The sequence below is a fragment of the Streptomyces sp. NPDC047079 genome (assembly GCF_040643755.1).
Lineage (GTDB): Bacteria > Actinomycetota > Actinomycetes > Streptomycetales > Streptomycetaceae > Streptomyces.
Map to the genome: position 1 here is coordinate 55032 of NZ_JBEYUZ010000013.1, position 14817 is coordinate 69848.

The 14817-nt window shown below is 72.7% G+C and carries 9 protein-coding genes and 1 pseudogene; 4 read left to right on the forward strand and 6 right to left on the reverse strand.

The window, feature by feature from the left end; genetic code table 11:
• Positions 1-27: 27 nt before the first annotated feature.
• Positions 28-2019 (reverse strand): amino acid transporter, encoded by a 1992-nt coding sequence (locus ABZ823_RS18670; protein WP_361660993.1) that lies wholly within the window; start codon positions 2017-2019, stop codon positions 28-30.
• Between the two features lie 288 nt (positions 2020-2307).
• On the opposite strand from ABZ823_RS18670, the gene ABZ823_RS18675 reads away from it, so the two are divergent.
• From ABZ823_RS18675 to ABZ823_RS18685, 3 genes are all read left to right on the forward strand, one after another.
• Positions 2308-2946 carry a YigZ family protein gene (locus ABZ823_RS18675; RefSeq protein WP_361660995.1) on the forward strand — a complete coding sequence of 213 codons (639 nt, stop codon included), beginning with the start codon at positions 2308-2310 and terminating at the stop codon, positions 2944-2946.
• Positions 2947-3156: 210 nt separating this feature from the next.
• On the forward strand, positions 3157-4320 hold the full coding sequence (locus ABZ823_RS18680) for an exonuclease SbcCD subunit D (protein WP_361660998.1): 1164 nt from the start codon (positions 3157-3159) through the stop codon (positions 4318-4320).
• A gap of 31 nt (positions 4321-4351) precedes the next feature.
• Entirely contained in the window at positions 4352-7345 is a 2994-nt protein-coding gene (locus tag ABZ823_RS18685) for an SMC family ATPase (protein ID WP_361661001.1), read from the forward strand.
• Positions 7346-7382: 37 nt separating this feature from the next.
• Here ABZ823_RS18685 and ABZ823_RS18690 read toward each other — a convergent pair.
• The 3 genes and pseudogenes from ABZ823_RS18690 to ABZ823_RS18700 form a co-directional block, all read right to left on the reverse strand.
• Positions 7383-7508, reverse strand: a pseudogene (locus ABZ823_RS18690) (Lrp/AsnC family transcriptional regulator); the annotation flags it as partial.
• Positions 7509-7632: 124 nt separating this feature from the next.
• Positions 7633-9327 carry a DUF885 domain-containing protein gene (locus tag ABZ823_RS18695; RefSeq protein WP_361661004.1) on the reverse strand — a complete coding sequence of 565 codons (1695 nt, stop codon included), beginning with the start codon at positions 9325-9327 and terminating at the stop codon, positions 7633-7635.
• Between the two features lie 221 nt (positions 9328-9548).
• A complete protein-coding gene (locus ABZ823_RS18700) occupies positions 9549-10052 on the reverse strand; it encodes an Lrp/AsnC family transcriptional regulator (RefSeq protein WP_361661007.1) in 504 nt (167 codons plus the stop codon).
• Positions 10053-10112: 60 nt separating this feature from the next.
• Between ABZ823_RS18700 and ABZ823_RS18705 the strand changes: the two genes are divergently transcribed.
• Positions 10113-11330, forward strand: a complete 1218-nt coding sequence (locus ABZ823_RS18705; RefSeq protein WP_361661010.1) for a PLP-dependent transferase — start codon at positions 10113-10115, stop codon at positions 11328-11330.
• Positions 11331-11493: 163 nt separating this feature from the next.
• On the opposite strand, the gene ABZ823_RS18710 is transcribed toward ABZ823_RS18705, so the two are convergent.
• Positions 11494-12915 (reverse strand): GNAT family N-acetyltransferase, encoded by a 1422-nt coding sequence (locus tag ABZ823_RS18710; RefSeq protein WP_361661013.1) that lies wholly within the window; start codon positions 12913-12915, stop codon positions 11494-11496.
• A gap of 228 nt (positions 12916-13143) precedes the next feature.
• Complete coding sequence (locus ABZ823_RS18715; RefSeq protein WP_361661016.1) at positions 13144-14730, reverse strand: alkaline phosphatase D family protein; 1587 nt, start codon at positions 14728-14730, stop codon at positions 13144-13146.
• Positions 14731-14817 lie beyond the last annotated feature (87 nt).

A 14817-nucleotide genomic window follows, 5' to 3' on the forward strand; every position in this document is an offset into this window, starting at 1 on the left:
TTCCGGCAAACCCTTCCGGTCACAGCACTAGCCGACGTGGATCCGAGGGCGGCGCACCGGATCGGGCTCGGCGCGGCGCAGCACCTCACGGGTGACCGGGGCCACCTCGCCGTCCCCGAACACGAGGAAGCGCAGCAGATGGCTGAACGGGGCGCCCTCGGTCCAGTTGAAGTAGGCGTGCGGCACCTGGCCGGTGCGGTCGCGCAGCTCCATCAGGACCGCAGCGATGGTGTTGGGCACGGTCGCGCCCGCCACCCTCAGCCTGCGCACCCCGTGCTTCTCGTCGCCGTGGACCCTGAGATCGGCGGTGAAGTCCGAGGAGTCGGTGACGAAGACCTCCAGGAACAGCACCGGCCGTCCGTCCGGGATGTGCGTCTGTTCCCGCTGGCTGTACTCCTTGGCGCGGTACTCGCGCCTGCTGTGCTCCTGGGGTTCGTTGGCGATCAGCCGCAGCGGTCCGTGCGCCGCCGCCTCCTCGACGAAGCGGGTCGCCGCCTCGTCGAAGGTGACGGCCGCGGCACGGAGTTCAAAGGCACGGTGCACCCGCGAGGCGAACGATGTGACCAGGATCGCGAGGATGAAGATCAGTGCGATCTTGATGCCGTCGGGGCGCTCGATCACATTGGTGACCAGGGTGTAGGCGAGGACCGCGGTGATCGTTCCGAAGCCGAGCGCGGCGGCCCGGTGGCCCCGCCGGTGCACGGCGACCGTCGAGGCGAACGCCGCGGAGAGCATCAGCACGAGCACACCCGTCGCGTACGCGCCGCTCTGGGCGTCGACGTCGGCGTTGAACCACAGCGTGATGAGGACGGCGGCCACCATGAAGACCAGGACCAAGGGGCGGACGGCGCGGGTCCACTCCGGGGCCATGCCGTAGCGCGGAAGATAGCGCGGCACCAGGTTGAGCAGCCCGGCCATCGCGGAGGCGCCCGCGAACCAGAGGATCGCGATGGTCGCGACGTCGTACACCGTGCCGAAGGCCCCGCCCAGGTGTTCGTGCGCGAGATAGGCGAGCGCGCGTCCGTTGGCGGGGCCGCCGCTCTTGAAGGCGTCCTGGGGGATCAGGATCGTCGTGGCCAGGCTGGACAGCAGCAGAAGACAGCTCATGATCACGGCGGCCGTGGTGAGCAGCTTCCGGGTGTCCCGCACACGCCCGGCCGGATGGGCGTAGGTGTCCGACGGATCGCCCTTGACCTGGGGCATCACGGCCACACCCGTCTCGAAGCCGGACATGCCGAGCGCCAGCTTAGGAAAGACGAGAAGCGCCACGCCGATCATGGCGAGAGGCGAGGAGTGCTCGGCGGTCATCGCGTCCGTCCAGTCGCCGATGCTCACCGGATGGCTCAGCACCTCCCAGACGGCGACGGCGAGCACGATCACGTTGAGGGTGAGGTACGTGGCGACCAGCGTCACGGCGATGCCGATGGCCTCCTTGAACCCCTTCAGGAAGACGGCGCCGAGCGCGGCGAGCAGAAGCAGGGTGATCCAGGTGTTGCCGCCGTCGGCCCAGTGCGGGGCGTACGGGTTCTCCACGACGTGCGCGGCGGCGTCCGCGGCCGACAAGGTCATCGTGATCATGAAGTCGGTGGCCGCGAAGCCGAGCAGCACCAGTACGAGGACCTTCCCCGCCCACCACGGCAACAGCCGCTCCAGCATGGCGATCGAGCCCTCGCCGTGGGGGCTCTCGTGGGCCACCCGGCGGTAGACGGGGAGCGCCCCGAGAAGGGTCAGCGCGATCAGCACGAGCGTCGCGAGCGGCGACAGCAACCCGGCCGCGAGGGCGGCGATACCGGGCTGGTAGCCGAGGGTGGAGAAGTAGTCCACGCCGGTCAGGCACATGACGCGCCACCAGGAGTGCCCCTCGTGCTCGTCGTCCGGGGTGGCGTGCGGGCCAGGGTGCCGGGCCGTCCGCTCGCTCAGGCCCTCCAGGAGCCAGCCCCGCCAGCGGGTCGTGGCGGCGGAGGGCCGCACATGGTCGGGCTCGGCGGCGTCCGGGCTCTCCACCTGGGTGCCGGTCATGCTGTGCTCTCCTGCGTTCGCTCGGGCGGCCCCGCGGGGCCACGGCTCTGGTCCCGGGCTTCGAACGGCCCGGAACCCGGGGACAACGACGAGCGAGTATCCACTACGGGGCCGTATGCCCGGGTGCCGGGGGCGAACGCGTCGAGGCCGGAAGGAGCCGGGTGAGAGCTGCGGCACATCGGGCGGATGCCTCGTAAGAGCCGGGGCCCGCCGCGTCCGCCCCGCCCCACCGCGGCCCCGTCGACGCCCTCGTGCGGCGTGCCCGGGCGCGCCGCATAGGCTGGCGTGATGCAGGACGAGTACCGCACCGTCGCCCGCGCGGGCGTGCACGAGACCGAGGTCAACCGCTCCCGCTTCCTGTGCGCCCTCGCCCCGGCCGCCACCGAACTCCAGGCGCAGGAGTTCATCGCCCGCGTCCGCAAGGAGCACACGGACGCCACCCACAACTGCTACGCGTACGTCATCGGCGCCGACGCCGCGATCCAGAAGGCGAACGACGACGGCGAACCGGGCGGCACCGCCGGCGTCCCCATGCTCCAGATGCTGCTGCGCCGCGACATGCGGTACGTCGTCGCCGTCGTCACCCGCTACTACGGCGGGGTGAAGCTCGGGGCGGGCGGGCTCATCAGGGCGTACGGGGGAGCGGTCGGCGAGGCACTGGACACCCTCGGCACCCTCACCCGCCGCCGTTTCCGGCTCGCCACGGTGACCGTGGACCATCAGCGCGCGGGCAAGGTGCAGAACGACCTGAGGGCGACCGGCCGCGAGGTGCGCGACGTGCGTTACGGAGAGGCCGTCACCATCGAGATCGCACTGCCCGACGCCGACGTCGAGGCCTTCCGCGCCTGGCTCGCGGACGCCACCGCGGGCACGGCCGGGTTGGAACTGGGCGAAGAGGCGTACGGGGACGTGGACTCCGGACGGTGAGACTCCGGGCTGAGTCCTCCTCGCAGGGAGCCGGATGATGGCGGATATGTCGCAGTATCGGGCCTCGGGCAGGGGGATGACAGGTCGAGGTTCGTGAGGGAGCAGCCGCCGAGAGGGGTTAGCGTGGTGGGCGCGGACCGGGAGTCAGTGCCCGGTTCGTGCCGGTCGTAGAGGTGCGGTAGGGGGAGACGTGCAGGTCGGAGCGGTTTCTTGAGATTGCTGCACACGTCCGACTGGCATCTGGGGCGGGCGTTCCACCGTGTGAACATGCTTGAGGCCCAGGCCGCGTTCATCGACCACCTCGTCACGACCGTGCGCGAGCGCGGCGTGGACGCCGTGGCGGTGTCGGGAGACGTGTACGACCGGGCGGTTCCGCCGCTGGCCGCGATCGAACTGTTCGACGACGCCCTGCACCGCCTCGCCGACCTGGGCGTGCCCACGGTGATGATCTCCGGGAACCACGACTCGGCGCGACGCCTCGGCGTCGGCGCCGGACTCATCGGCCGCGCCGGCATCCATCTGCGCACCGGGCCCGCCGCCTGCGGCACTCCGGTCCTGCTGCCGGACGCCCACGGGGACGTCGCCTTCTACGGCCTGCCGTATCTCGAACCGGCCCTCGTCAAGGACGAGTTCGGTGTCAGGAAGGCCACCCACGAGTCGGTGCTGGCGGCCGCCATGGACCGGGTCCGCGCCGACCTCGCGACGCGACCGCCGGGAACCCGCTCCGTCGTCCTCGCCCACGCCTTCGTCACCGGGGGCGAGCCCAGCGACAGCGAACGGGACATCACGGTCGGCGGGGTCGCCGCGGTACCCGCGGGCGTCTTCGCCGGGGTGGACTACGCGGCCCTCGGGCATCTGCACGGCAGCCAGACCATCACCGAGCGCGTGCGTTACTCCGGCTCCCCGCTGCCGTACTCCTTCTCCGAGGCCGACCACCGCAAGAGCATGTGGCTCGTCGACCTCGGGGCCGACGGCTCCGTGACCGCGGACCGCGTCGCCTGCCCGCTGCCGCGCCCCCTCGCCCGGATCCGGGGGAGTCTGGAGGACCTGCTCGCGGACCCGGAGCTGGAGCGCCACACGGAGGCGTGGGTGGAGGCCACGCTCACCGACCCGGTGCGGCCGCCCGAGCCCATGGCCCGGCTGACCGGGCGTTTCCCGCACACCCTCAGCCTCGTCTTCGACCCCGAACGCGCCCCCGAGGATCCCGCCGCGTCCTATGTGCGGCGGCTGGCGGGCCGCTCCGACCAGCAGATCGCGGAGGACTTCGTGGCCCATGTGCGCGGGGCGGGACCCGACGAGCGCGAACGGGTCGTGCTCCAGGACGCGTTCGACGCCGTGCGCGCCGACGAGGCCGTGCGGGAGGTCGCCCGGTGATCTCGCACGCTCGGGACACGGAAGGAGCCCTGTGAGGCTGCACCGGCTCGACATCACCGCCTTCGGTCCCTTCGGCGGCACCCAGAGCGTCGACTTCGACGCACTGTCCACCGCCGGGCTGTTCCTGCTCCACGGCCCCACCGGGGCGGGCAAGACCTCGGTGCTGGACGCCGTGTGCTACGCGTTGTACGGGGCCGTTCCGGGTGCCCGGCAGAGCGGCCAGGGCCTCACGCTGCGCAGCGACCACGCGGCGCCGGGGACCTGCACCGAGATCCGGCTCGACCTCACCGTCGCCGGACGCCGGCTGGAGATCACCCGCCGGCCGCCCTGGGAGCGCCCGAAGAAGCGCGGCACCGGTACGACCACCGACAAGGCACAGACGTGGCTGCGCGAGTACGACGCCACCGCATCCACCTGGAAGGACCTCAGCCGCTCCCATCAGGAGATCGGAGAGGAGATCACCCAGCTGCTCGGCATGAGCCGTGAACAGTTCTGCCAGGTCGTGCTGTTGCCGCAGGGTGACTTCGCCCGCTTTCTGCGCGCCGACGCCGAGGCCCGCGGCAAGCTGCTGGGCCGGCTCTTCGACACCCGGCGCTTCGCCGAGGTCGAAAAGCGCCTCGCCGAACGGCGCCGCGCCACCGAGGCGGAAGTGCGCGACGGAGACGCCGCGTTGCTCGCCGACGCCCACCGGATGCAGCAGGCCGCGGGCGACCTGCTGCCCCTGCCGGACCTGGCGCCGGGCGACCCGGGTCTCGCCGCCGCCGTCCTCGGCTGGGCCGCCGTCGCCCGCAGCACGGCCCGCGAGCGGCTCACCGTCGCCGACTGTGCGCGGAGGGCCGCCGAGTCGGCGCGGGCCGCCGCCGAACGCGCTCTCGACGACGTACGCGAACGGGCCCGGCTGCAGCGCAGATTCACCGAGGCCCGGGAGCGTGCGGCACTGCTGGAAGAGCGGGCCGACGCCCACCAGGAGGCCCAGGCACGCATGGAGCGCTCCCGGAAGGCCGAATCCGTGGGGCCCGCCCTCGACCTGCGGGAGGCCGCCGAGACGCGGCACCGGCGGGCCGCCGCCGAGGAGGCACGCGCGCGTGCCCTGCTCCCGGACACCTTCGCGGACGCCGGCGCGGCGGGGCTCGCCGCCGCCGCGCGCCGCGCCGCCGAGGAACTGGGCGGCCTGGAGTCGGCCCGCCGTGCCGAGCGGCGACTCGCCGGCATCACCGCGGAACGCGCGGACCTCGACCGCGAGGAGCGCGCCGACGAGGCGGTCCTGCGGGATGCCGAGGACTGGCTCGCCGAGTGGGAGGAGACCCTCGCGGGCCTCCAGTCCCGTATCGACTCCGCCCAGGAGGACGCCACCCGGGCCGAGCAGCTCGCGGTGCAGCGCGAGACCGCGCGCAAGCGGCTGGAGGCGGCCCGCGAGCGTGACCGGCTGGCCCGGGACGCCGACGCCGCTCAGGCCCGCGCCCTGGCCGCGCGGGAACGCGCGCTCATGGCCCATGAACACTGGCTCGACCTCAAGGAACAGCGCCTCAAGGGCATCGCCGCCGAACTCGCCGCAGGACTCGTCGACGGCGAACCCTGCGCCGTCTGCGGAGCGCCCGACCACCCGGCGCCCGCGCGGAAGGTCGCCGGACACGTCGACCGGGAGGCGGAGGAACGCGCCCTGGCCGCCCATCGGCACGCCGAGGAGGTGCGGGCCGAGGACGAACGGCGGGTCGGCGCCCTACGCGAGGCGCTGGCCGCCGCCACCGCGGAGGCCGGTGACGTACCCGCCGGCCGCCTCGCCGCCGAGGCGGAGGAGCTGGAGCGGCTCTACGGCGCCGCCCGGGCAGGTGCCTCCCTGCTGCACGCCGCCCAGGAGGATCTCAGACGGGCCGAGCGCGAGCGGGAGCAACGCGCCACGGCCCGGCAGGAGGCAGCCCTGCGCGCGGCGGCCCGGACCTCCCGCAGGGACACACTGGACCGGGAACGCGGCGCGCTGCAGGAGGAGTTGGACCGTGCCCGGGGCGACGCGGTGAGCGTGGCCGCCCGCTCGGTGCAGCTGGAGCGCAGGACCGCCCTGCTGACCGAGGCCGCCGACGCCGTCCGCGCCGCCGAGGACGCCGCGCAGCGGCTCAAGGAAGCCGACGCGCGCCTCGCCGACGCCGCCTTCCGCGCCGGATTCGACACCCCGCAGGCGGCGGCCGCCGCACTCCTGGACGACGCGGCCCACCGCGAGCTGCAACTGCGCCTGGACGCCTGGCAGCAGGAGCGGGCCGCCGTGCGCGCGATGCTGGCCGAGGCCGACACGGTGGCCGCCGCGCAGCAGCCGCCCGCCGACCCGGCCGCCGCCGAACGGGCCGCCGAGGCCGCGGCCCGGCGGCTTCAGGAGGCGGTGTCCGCGCTGGACGCGGCGGCCCGGCGCTGCGCCGAACTCGACCGGTTGTCCGCGCGCGCCACCGCGTCCGTACGGCGTCTCGCGCCGCTGCGCGAGGAGCACGACCGGGTGGCCCGGCTGGCGTCCCTGACGGCCGGCACCTCCGCCGACAACGAACGCAAGATGCGCCTGGAGTCGTATGTGCTCGCCGCCCGCCTCGAACAGGTGGCGGCCGCCGCGACCGTCCGGCTCCAGCGCATGTCCTCCGGCCGCTACACCCTCGTGCACTCCGACGACCGCTCCGGACGCGGCCGCAGCGGCCTCGGCCTGCACGTCGTGGACGCGTGGACGGGACGCGAGCGGGACACCGCGACGCTCTCCGGCGGGGAGACGTTCTTCGCCTCCCTCGCGCTCGCCCTGGGCCTCGCGGACGTCGTCACCGACGAGGCCGGCGGCGTCCGTCTCGACACCCTCTTCATCGACGAAGGGTTCGGCAGCCTCGACGACCAGACCCTCGACGAAGTCCTCGACGTACTGGACTCTTTGCGGGAGCGGGACCGCAGCGTGGGCATCGTCAGCCATGTCCCGGACCTGCGGCGACGCATCCACGCACAGCTGGAGATAGTCAAGGGCAGAACAGGGTCGTCCGTACGTCAGCGGGGAGTCGGCTGAGGCGGCTCGGTGGCCGGGGCGGCACATCGCGCGGCGGTCACCGGCCGAGGGGGCGGTGGGGGAGAGGGGACGAGTAGACGACGCTCGTCGTCACCGAGCCCAGAGCGCCGATCCTGCCCGAGACCTCCTCCAGGTGGCGCATCGAGCGCGCCGCGACCTCCACACCTGGCCGGGCTCGCCGCGGACCGGGCGGGGTCGATCGCCGGCCGATCATCGACTCCGAGGGCCGCTCCCGGCGCTGACGGCCGGGCCCACACCGACGACGTGGGCCCGGCCGCGCGGTGCGGTCAGAGCCGGGACAGCTCGTCCAACAGATCGTCCAGGCCCAGGGAGCCCTGCGAGAGCGCCGCCATGTGCCAGGCCTTCGCGTCGAACGCCTCGCCGTGGCGGCTCCTGGCGTTCTCGCGGCCGAGCAGCCAGGCCCGCTCGCCGAGCTTGTAGCCGATCGCCTGGCCGGGCATGGAGAGGTAGCGGATCAGCTCGCTCTCCACGAAGTCGGCCGGGCGGCTGCTGTGCGCGCCGAAGAACTCCTGCGCCAGCTCCGGGGTCCAGCGCTCGCCCGGATGGAAAGGCGAGTCCGCCGGGATCTCCAGCTCCAGATGCATACCGATGTCGATGATCACGCGGACCGCCCGCATCATCTGCGCGTCCAGATAGCCGAGCCGCCGCTCCGGATCGGAGAGGAAGCCCAGCTCGTCCATGAGGCGCTCGGCGTACAGGGCCCAGCCTTCGACGTTGGCGCTGACACCGCCCACCGTCGCCTGGTAGCGCGAGAGGTTGTCCGCGACGTGCACCCACTGGGCGAGCTGGAGGTGGTGGCCGGGCACGCCCTCGTGGTACCAGGTCGAGACCAGGTCGTACACCGGGAACCGGGTCTGCCCCATCGTCGGCAGCCAGGTCCGGCCCGGGCGGGAGAAGTCGGCGGACGGCGAGGTGTAGTACGGTGCCGCGGCGCTGCCCGGCGGCGCGATGCACGACTCCACCTTCCGGACCTGCTCCGCGAGTTCGAAGTGCGTGCCGTCGAGCGCTGCGATCGCCTCGTCCATCAGGCCCTGGAGCCAGGCGCGGGTCTCGTCGACGCCCTCGAGGTGGGCTCCGTGCTCATCGAGGTGCGCGAGCGCGACCCACGGCGTCTCGGCGCCGGGCAGGACCTTCTCGGCCTCCTTCCTCATCTCGCCGAGGATGCGGTGGTACTCGGCCCAGCCGTACGCGTACGCCTCGTCGAGATCCAGGTCCGTGCCGTTGAAGTAGCGGGCCCAGCGGGCGTAGCGCTCGCGGCCGACCGTGTTCGGCGCGTCCTCGACCGCCGGCGCGTACACGTCGCGCATCCAGTCACGCAGCTCGACGACGGCCGCGTTCGCCGCACGGGCGGCCTCGTCCAGCTCCGTACGCAGCGTCTCGGGCCCCTGGGAGGCGAAGTCCTCGAACCAGCCGTGGCCCTCGCCGTCCAGGTCCGACCACTCGGTGAGCTGCTGGATGAAGGTCGCGGTCGGGCGCGGGCCCGCGTACAGCTTGCGCTCCAGACCGAGGGCGATGGACTCGCGGTAGCCGCGCAGGGCGGCCGGCACGGCCCGCAGGCGCTCCGCCACGGCGGCCCAGTCCTCGTGGGTCGCGGTGGGGGTGATGGTGAAGACGTCACGCACGGAGTGCACCGAGGTGTGCATATTGCCCACCGTCCTGAGGCCCTCTTCCGCCTCGTGCACGGCGAGTTCGGCGGTCAGCCGCTCGCGCAGCAGGCGCGCGCACCGGCGCTCGATGTCACTATCCGCGCCGGGTTGGCGCTCCGCCTCGTCCAGCCGTGCGAGGGTGGCCCGGGCCAGCTCGGCGAGTGCCTCCTGGCCCGCGGGCGAGGTGTCGGGCAGCTTGCTCGCGCTCTCCTTCACCCCGAGGTACGTGCCGGTGACCGGGTCGAGGGCGACGAGGTCGTCGACATAGGCGTCGGCGACCTCCCGTGGCAGGAGTCTCCTGGTGGTGTCTGACATGCGGACCATCCTCATACGGTGACGTGGTCCACGTCACGGGGATTCCGCGCTCGGCTTAGGGGTCCTTGCACAATGAGCGCCCGATGAGGTCGCGTGGTCCGGTGCCGTGCATCGCAAGGCGCCGAAGAGCCCTTGTAGCGGAGCTACCAGGGCTTTGCGGCAACGCGGCGAGGTGTGGTGCCAGGCCGCAAGACCCGGGCGGGCATAGTGCCAAGGACCCCTTAGGCCTGCTCAGCGGGTTTCGGCGCGACCTGCCCGGGTGGCAGCAGTGGTCCGCAGTCCCACTGCTGGAAGATCAACCGGGTCTCCACCCGCGCGACTTCGCGCCGGGCCGTGAACTCGTCGAGGACCAGGCGCTGCAGGTCCGCCATGTCCGCCACCGCGACGTGCACCAGATAGTCGTCGGGGCCGGTGAGATGGAAGACGGTACGGGACTCCGGCAACGCCCGGATCCGCTCCACGAAGGGCCCCACCAGCTCCCGTCGGTGCGGCCTGACCTGCACCGACAGCAGCGCCTCAAGGCCGCGCCCCAGCTTCGCCGGATCCAGCCGCAGCTGATGGCCGAGAATCACTCCCGAGCGGCGCAGTCGGGTCACCCGGTCGAGACATGTCGAGGGCGCCACCCCGACCTGCGCCGCCAGGTCGCGGTACGTCGTCCGGGCGTCGTTCTGCAACAGGCGCAGAAGATGCAGATCCACCGGGTCAAGTACGACGGATTCGGCCATGCGCCGAACGTAACACGGGTTCCGCCTCCGTGACCCCGTTCGGTGTTCAGGCTGCGGTCCATGGATGCCCGTACTCAGGACACGCAGGACGGATTCCCCGCGGGCGGTCTGCCCGGCCGCCGGGCGCTGGCCACCGAGGCCGTGCACGCCGGACGCGAGGATCTCGTCGCCCAGGGACTGCACGCCCCGCCCCTCGACCTCTCCACCACCTACCCCTGCCACGACAGCCGGGGCGAGGCCGCCCGGCTCGACGCCTTCGCGGCCGACGGCGCGGAGCTGACCGGCCCGCCCGTCTACGCGCGGCTCGGCAACCCGACCGTCAGCCGTTTCGAGACGGCGCTCGCCCGGCTGGAGGGCACCGAGAGCGCGGTCGCGTTCGCCAGCGGGATGGCCGCGCTGAGCGCCGTCCTGCTGGCGCGGAACGCGCTAGGGCTGCGTCATGTCGTGGCCGTACGACCGCTGTACGGATGCAGCGACCATCTGCTGAACGCCGGACTGCTGGGCTCCGAGGTGACCTGGACGGACCCGGCGGGTATCGCGGAGGCGCTGCGTCCCGACACCGGTCTGGTCATGGTCGAGTCCCCGGCCAACCCGACGCTCGCGGAAGTCGACCTGCGCGCGGTCGCCCACGCCTGCGGTTCGGTTCCGCTGCTGGTGGACAACACCTTCGCGACGCCCGTACTGCAGCGCCCCGCCGGGCACGGCGCCCGGTTGGTGCTGCACAGTGCCACCAAATACCTCGGCGGGCACGGCGATGTGATGGGTGGCGTGGTGGCCTGCGACGAGGAGCTGGCGCGCCGGCTGCGTCAGGTGCGCTTCGCCACGGGCGCGGTGCTGCACCCGCTCGCCGGCTATCTGCTGCTGCGTGGTCTGTCGACGCTGCCGGTACGCGTCCGCGCCGCGTCCGCCACCGCCGCCGAACTCGCCTGCCGGCTCGCCGTCGACCCGCGTGTCGCCCGTGTGCACTACCCGCGTATCGGCGGCGCGATGGTCGCCTTCGAGGTGCACGGCGATCCGCACGCGGTGATCGCCGGGGTCCGGCTGATCACCCCCGCGGTGAGCCTCGGCAGCGTGGACACCCTCATCCAGCACCCGGCGTCCATCAGCCACCGCATCGTCGACGAGAGCGACCGCCACGGCGCCGGGGTGAGCGACCGGTTGCTGCGGCTGTCGGTGGGCCTGGAGGACGTCGAGGACCTGTGGACCGATCTGGACGGGGCGCTCGGGAGCGAGCGGACCGGGGGCGAACGGCGCAGGGAAGAAGTCGCGGGGCGGTAGCCGGGCGGCAGTCGCCGGGCCCCGCGGCCGCGCGGCCCGGTGGAGCGGAATTCCGTCGCGTACGCCGAGCGGAGCGGTAGACCGTGAACTGCGTCCCGTACGCCGAACGGCCCGGCGGAGTGCGCCGGGCCGTGGCCTTGGGGCGTAGGGGAGGTGCGCCTCGTCAGTCCTGGACGCCCTTCGCGCCGTGCTGCTCGTAGGTGTGGGCGTAGGGCAGGCGCGAGGCCGCCGGGGTCCCGTCCAGGCGGGCCGTGATGACGAGGGTGCCCTCCTCGATCTGGTAGTCGAGGGGCAGCCCGAGGCCGCGCATCGCGGCGACCATGCCCGTGTTGGACGCCTGCGTGACCGCGTAGACGTTCTCGCAGCCCGCCTCGACCGCCATCGCCACCAGGCGTGTGAGCAGTTCGCCGCCGATGCCGCGCCCCTGCCACTCGTCCTCGACGAGCAGCGCGACCTCCGTCTCGTCGCCGTCCCACAGCAGATGCCCGAGGCCGACGATGCGCCCCGACGGCGTCTGCACCGCGAGGGTCCGGCCGAGGCGAGGGCTGAGCAGGTGGTTGAGGTAGCGGTCGGCGTCGCCGACCGGTCCGTGGTAGCGCATGCCCAGGGTGCGCGGCGAGCACCTCGCGTGCATCTCCTTCGCCGCCTCGACGTCCGAGGTGTCGGCGCGCCGCACGGTGATCGCGCTGCCCTTCGGCAGGCTCAGTACGTCCTGGCTGAGCGGGATCCGCGGGCCGAGCCGGGTGTCCAGCTCGACCAGCGCGCGGGCCCGCGCGAACTCCGTCGGCGTGAACGGCAGATACGGCCGCTCCACCGTGATCACCCCGCCCTCCGGCGCCCGCAGCCGCATCACCGTGTCCTCGAGAACCCCTTCCACCGGGACCTCCTCCTCCGGGAGGCCGGAGCAGGGGGACACGGCGGGCAGGGAACGGATGGTGCACCGGCCGAGCAACTGCCTCAGAGCCAGCGGTAGTTCGGCCGCGTCCAGCGCGGTGCGCGTGGCCAGTCCGAGCACTCGGGTCGGGGCGTCCACGAGGTCGTGCGCGTCGGCCCGCTCGATCCAGGTCTCGGAGCCGCCTGCCAGCGAGACGGCGCGGGTGATCCCGCCGGCTTCCTGCTCGGCCGGGGCCCGCACCAGGAACTCGTCGACCGTGCCCTCGGCCAGCGGATGCGCCTGGAGGCTCAGGATGTCGATCCGCAGCCCGGCCAGCGCCGTGCACAGCGCGGCCAGCGTGCCCGGTTCGTCCTGCACCGTGGTCCGCATCCGCCACAGCGCGGTCGCCCCGGCGGCCGCGTCCCGCTCGGACGGCCCGGCCTGCTGCCCCTCGGAGAGCGGCCGGGCGCCGGTATCACCCTCGGGCGGAGCGTGACCGTGGCGGCGTGCCCACCAGCTGTGGAAGGCGGCCGTCGCGACGAGTGCCGCGGCCGACAGCCCCAGCAGGACGGGGCCGTCGGGGCCGTGCCCGACCAGATTGGCGGTCACATCCGCCACCGCGACCGCTGTGAACAGGGCAGCGAGCTCCACCAGGTCCCGTCGCCAGTGGTGGACCGGACGACCGTGCTTCGCACGCCTCACATCAGACATGTCTGGAGTCATGCAACCACTGTGGACGAAGGGTGTTGCGTGATCACAAACGCTTTGTGTCTGATGGGTAAAGTGTGCTTCTGTCCTTTTTGTTGTTCTTTTGATTAAGCTCGTGGACGCGGGCGCCTCTCCGCGCGGCGCACCGGGGGATGACACCGGTGCGCGACGTGGTGATCGAGGGTACGCGAGACGGCGGGCGCGGGCCTCAAGTGGCGGGCCCCAGGGGAGTTACTGCCCGACCCGGCCCGGTTGCAGTACCTGGGTGAACAGTACGGTCCCGTCCTGCTCCCGCAGCCTGACCGTCAGCTCGCCGCTGCCGCCGTCGATCTCGACCTCGCCGAAGAACTGGTAGCCGCCCGCGGGGGAGACGTTCGAGGCGGTCGGCGCCTTCACGAACACCCGTTCCGGGCCGAAGGTGCCGTCCAGCGCGCTCGCCGGGAACGCACCCGCGTTGAGCGGCCCCGAGACGAACTCCCAGAACGGCTCGAAGTCGGTGAACGCGGCGCGCGAGGGGTGGTAGTGCTGCGCCGAGGTGTGGTGCACGTCGGCCGTCAGCCACAGCGTGCCCGTGATCCTGCGGTGCTTGATGAACCGCAGCAGCTCCGCGATCTGCAGCTCCCGTCCCAGCGGCGCGCCCGGGTCGCCCTGGGCGACGGCCTCGAAGTTGGGCTGGTTCTCCATGGGATCCGGCACGACCAGGCCGAGCGGCATGTCCGTGGCGATCACCTTCCACACCGCACGCGACCGCTGCAACTCCCGCTTGAGCCACTCCAGCTGCTCGGCGCCGAGGATGCCCTGCGCGTCGACGGTCTGGCTGTCGGGCGAGTTGGCGTTGCGGTACGTGCGCATGTCCAGGACGAAGACGTCCAGCAGCGGACCGTGCCGCATCACCCGGTACACCCGGCCGTTCCGGTCGCCCGGCCGCAGCGTGGAGAGCGGGAAGTACTCGCTGAACGCCCGCCTGGCCCGGGCGGCCAGCACGTCGACGCTCTTCTCTGTGTAGCGGGTGTCGGAGGAGGCGATCACCTCGCCGGGGTACCAGTTGTTACGCACCTCGTGGTCGTCCCACTGGATGATCGACGGAACCTGGGCGTTGAACCGCCTGAGGTTCTCGTCCAGCAGGTTGTAGCGGAAGTTGCCGCGGTACTCGGCCAGGGTCTGGGCCACCTTGGACTTTTCCTCGGTGGTGATGCTGCGCCAGGTGCTGCCGTCGGGCAGGGCCTGGGTCGCCGGGATCGGCCCGTCGGCGTAGATGTTGTCACCGCTGCACAGGAAGAAGTCCGGGTCGAGCTTCGCCATCGCGTCGTAGATCCGGTAACCGCCGAGGTCCGGGTTGATGCCCCAGCCCTGGCCCGCCAGGTCGCCCGACCACAGGAAGCGCACTCCGTGGCGCCGTCCGAGCGGTGTCGTGCGGAAGGTGCCCGTCACGGGCTCGCCGGTGCGCCGCGGGTCGTCCGGGTCGGCCAGCAGCACCCGGTAGTGGATCTGCTCACCCGCCGGCAGCCCGTGCAGTCGCGTGGTGCCCGTGAAGTCCGTGCCGGCGCCCACCAGCGGGCCCTGCCACCTGCGGGGGTTGCGGAACGACTCCGTCGCGGCGGTCTCGACGACCATCCGGGCGGGCCGGTCGGAACGCACCCAGACGAGACCGGAATGGGCGCTCACGTCTCCGGCCTGGACTCCCCATGCCGCCTTCGGACGCCCCGACAGGGCGAAGGCCGGTGCCGCGCCGAGCGCGGGGGGCAGGGTCAGGGCGGCCGACGCGGCGAGGGAGCCGCGCAGGACGCTGCGGCGGCCGGGGAAGGGACGATGCGACATGAAGGTGCCTCCTGGGACGGTTCCGGCCAATGGGCACTGTCACAACTACTGGGGCACCGCAGCGCGCACGGAAACCACAAGTGAACA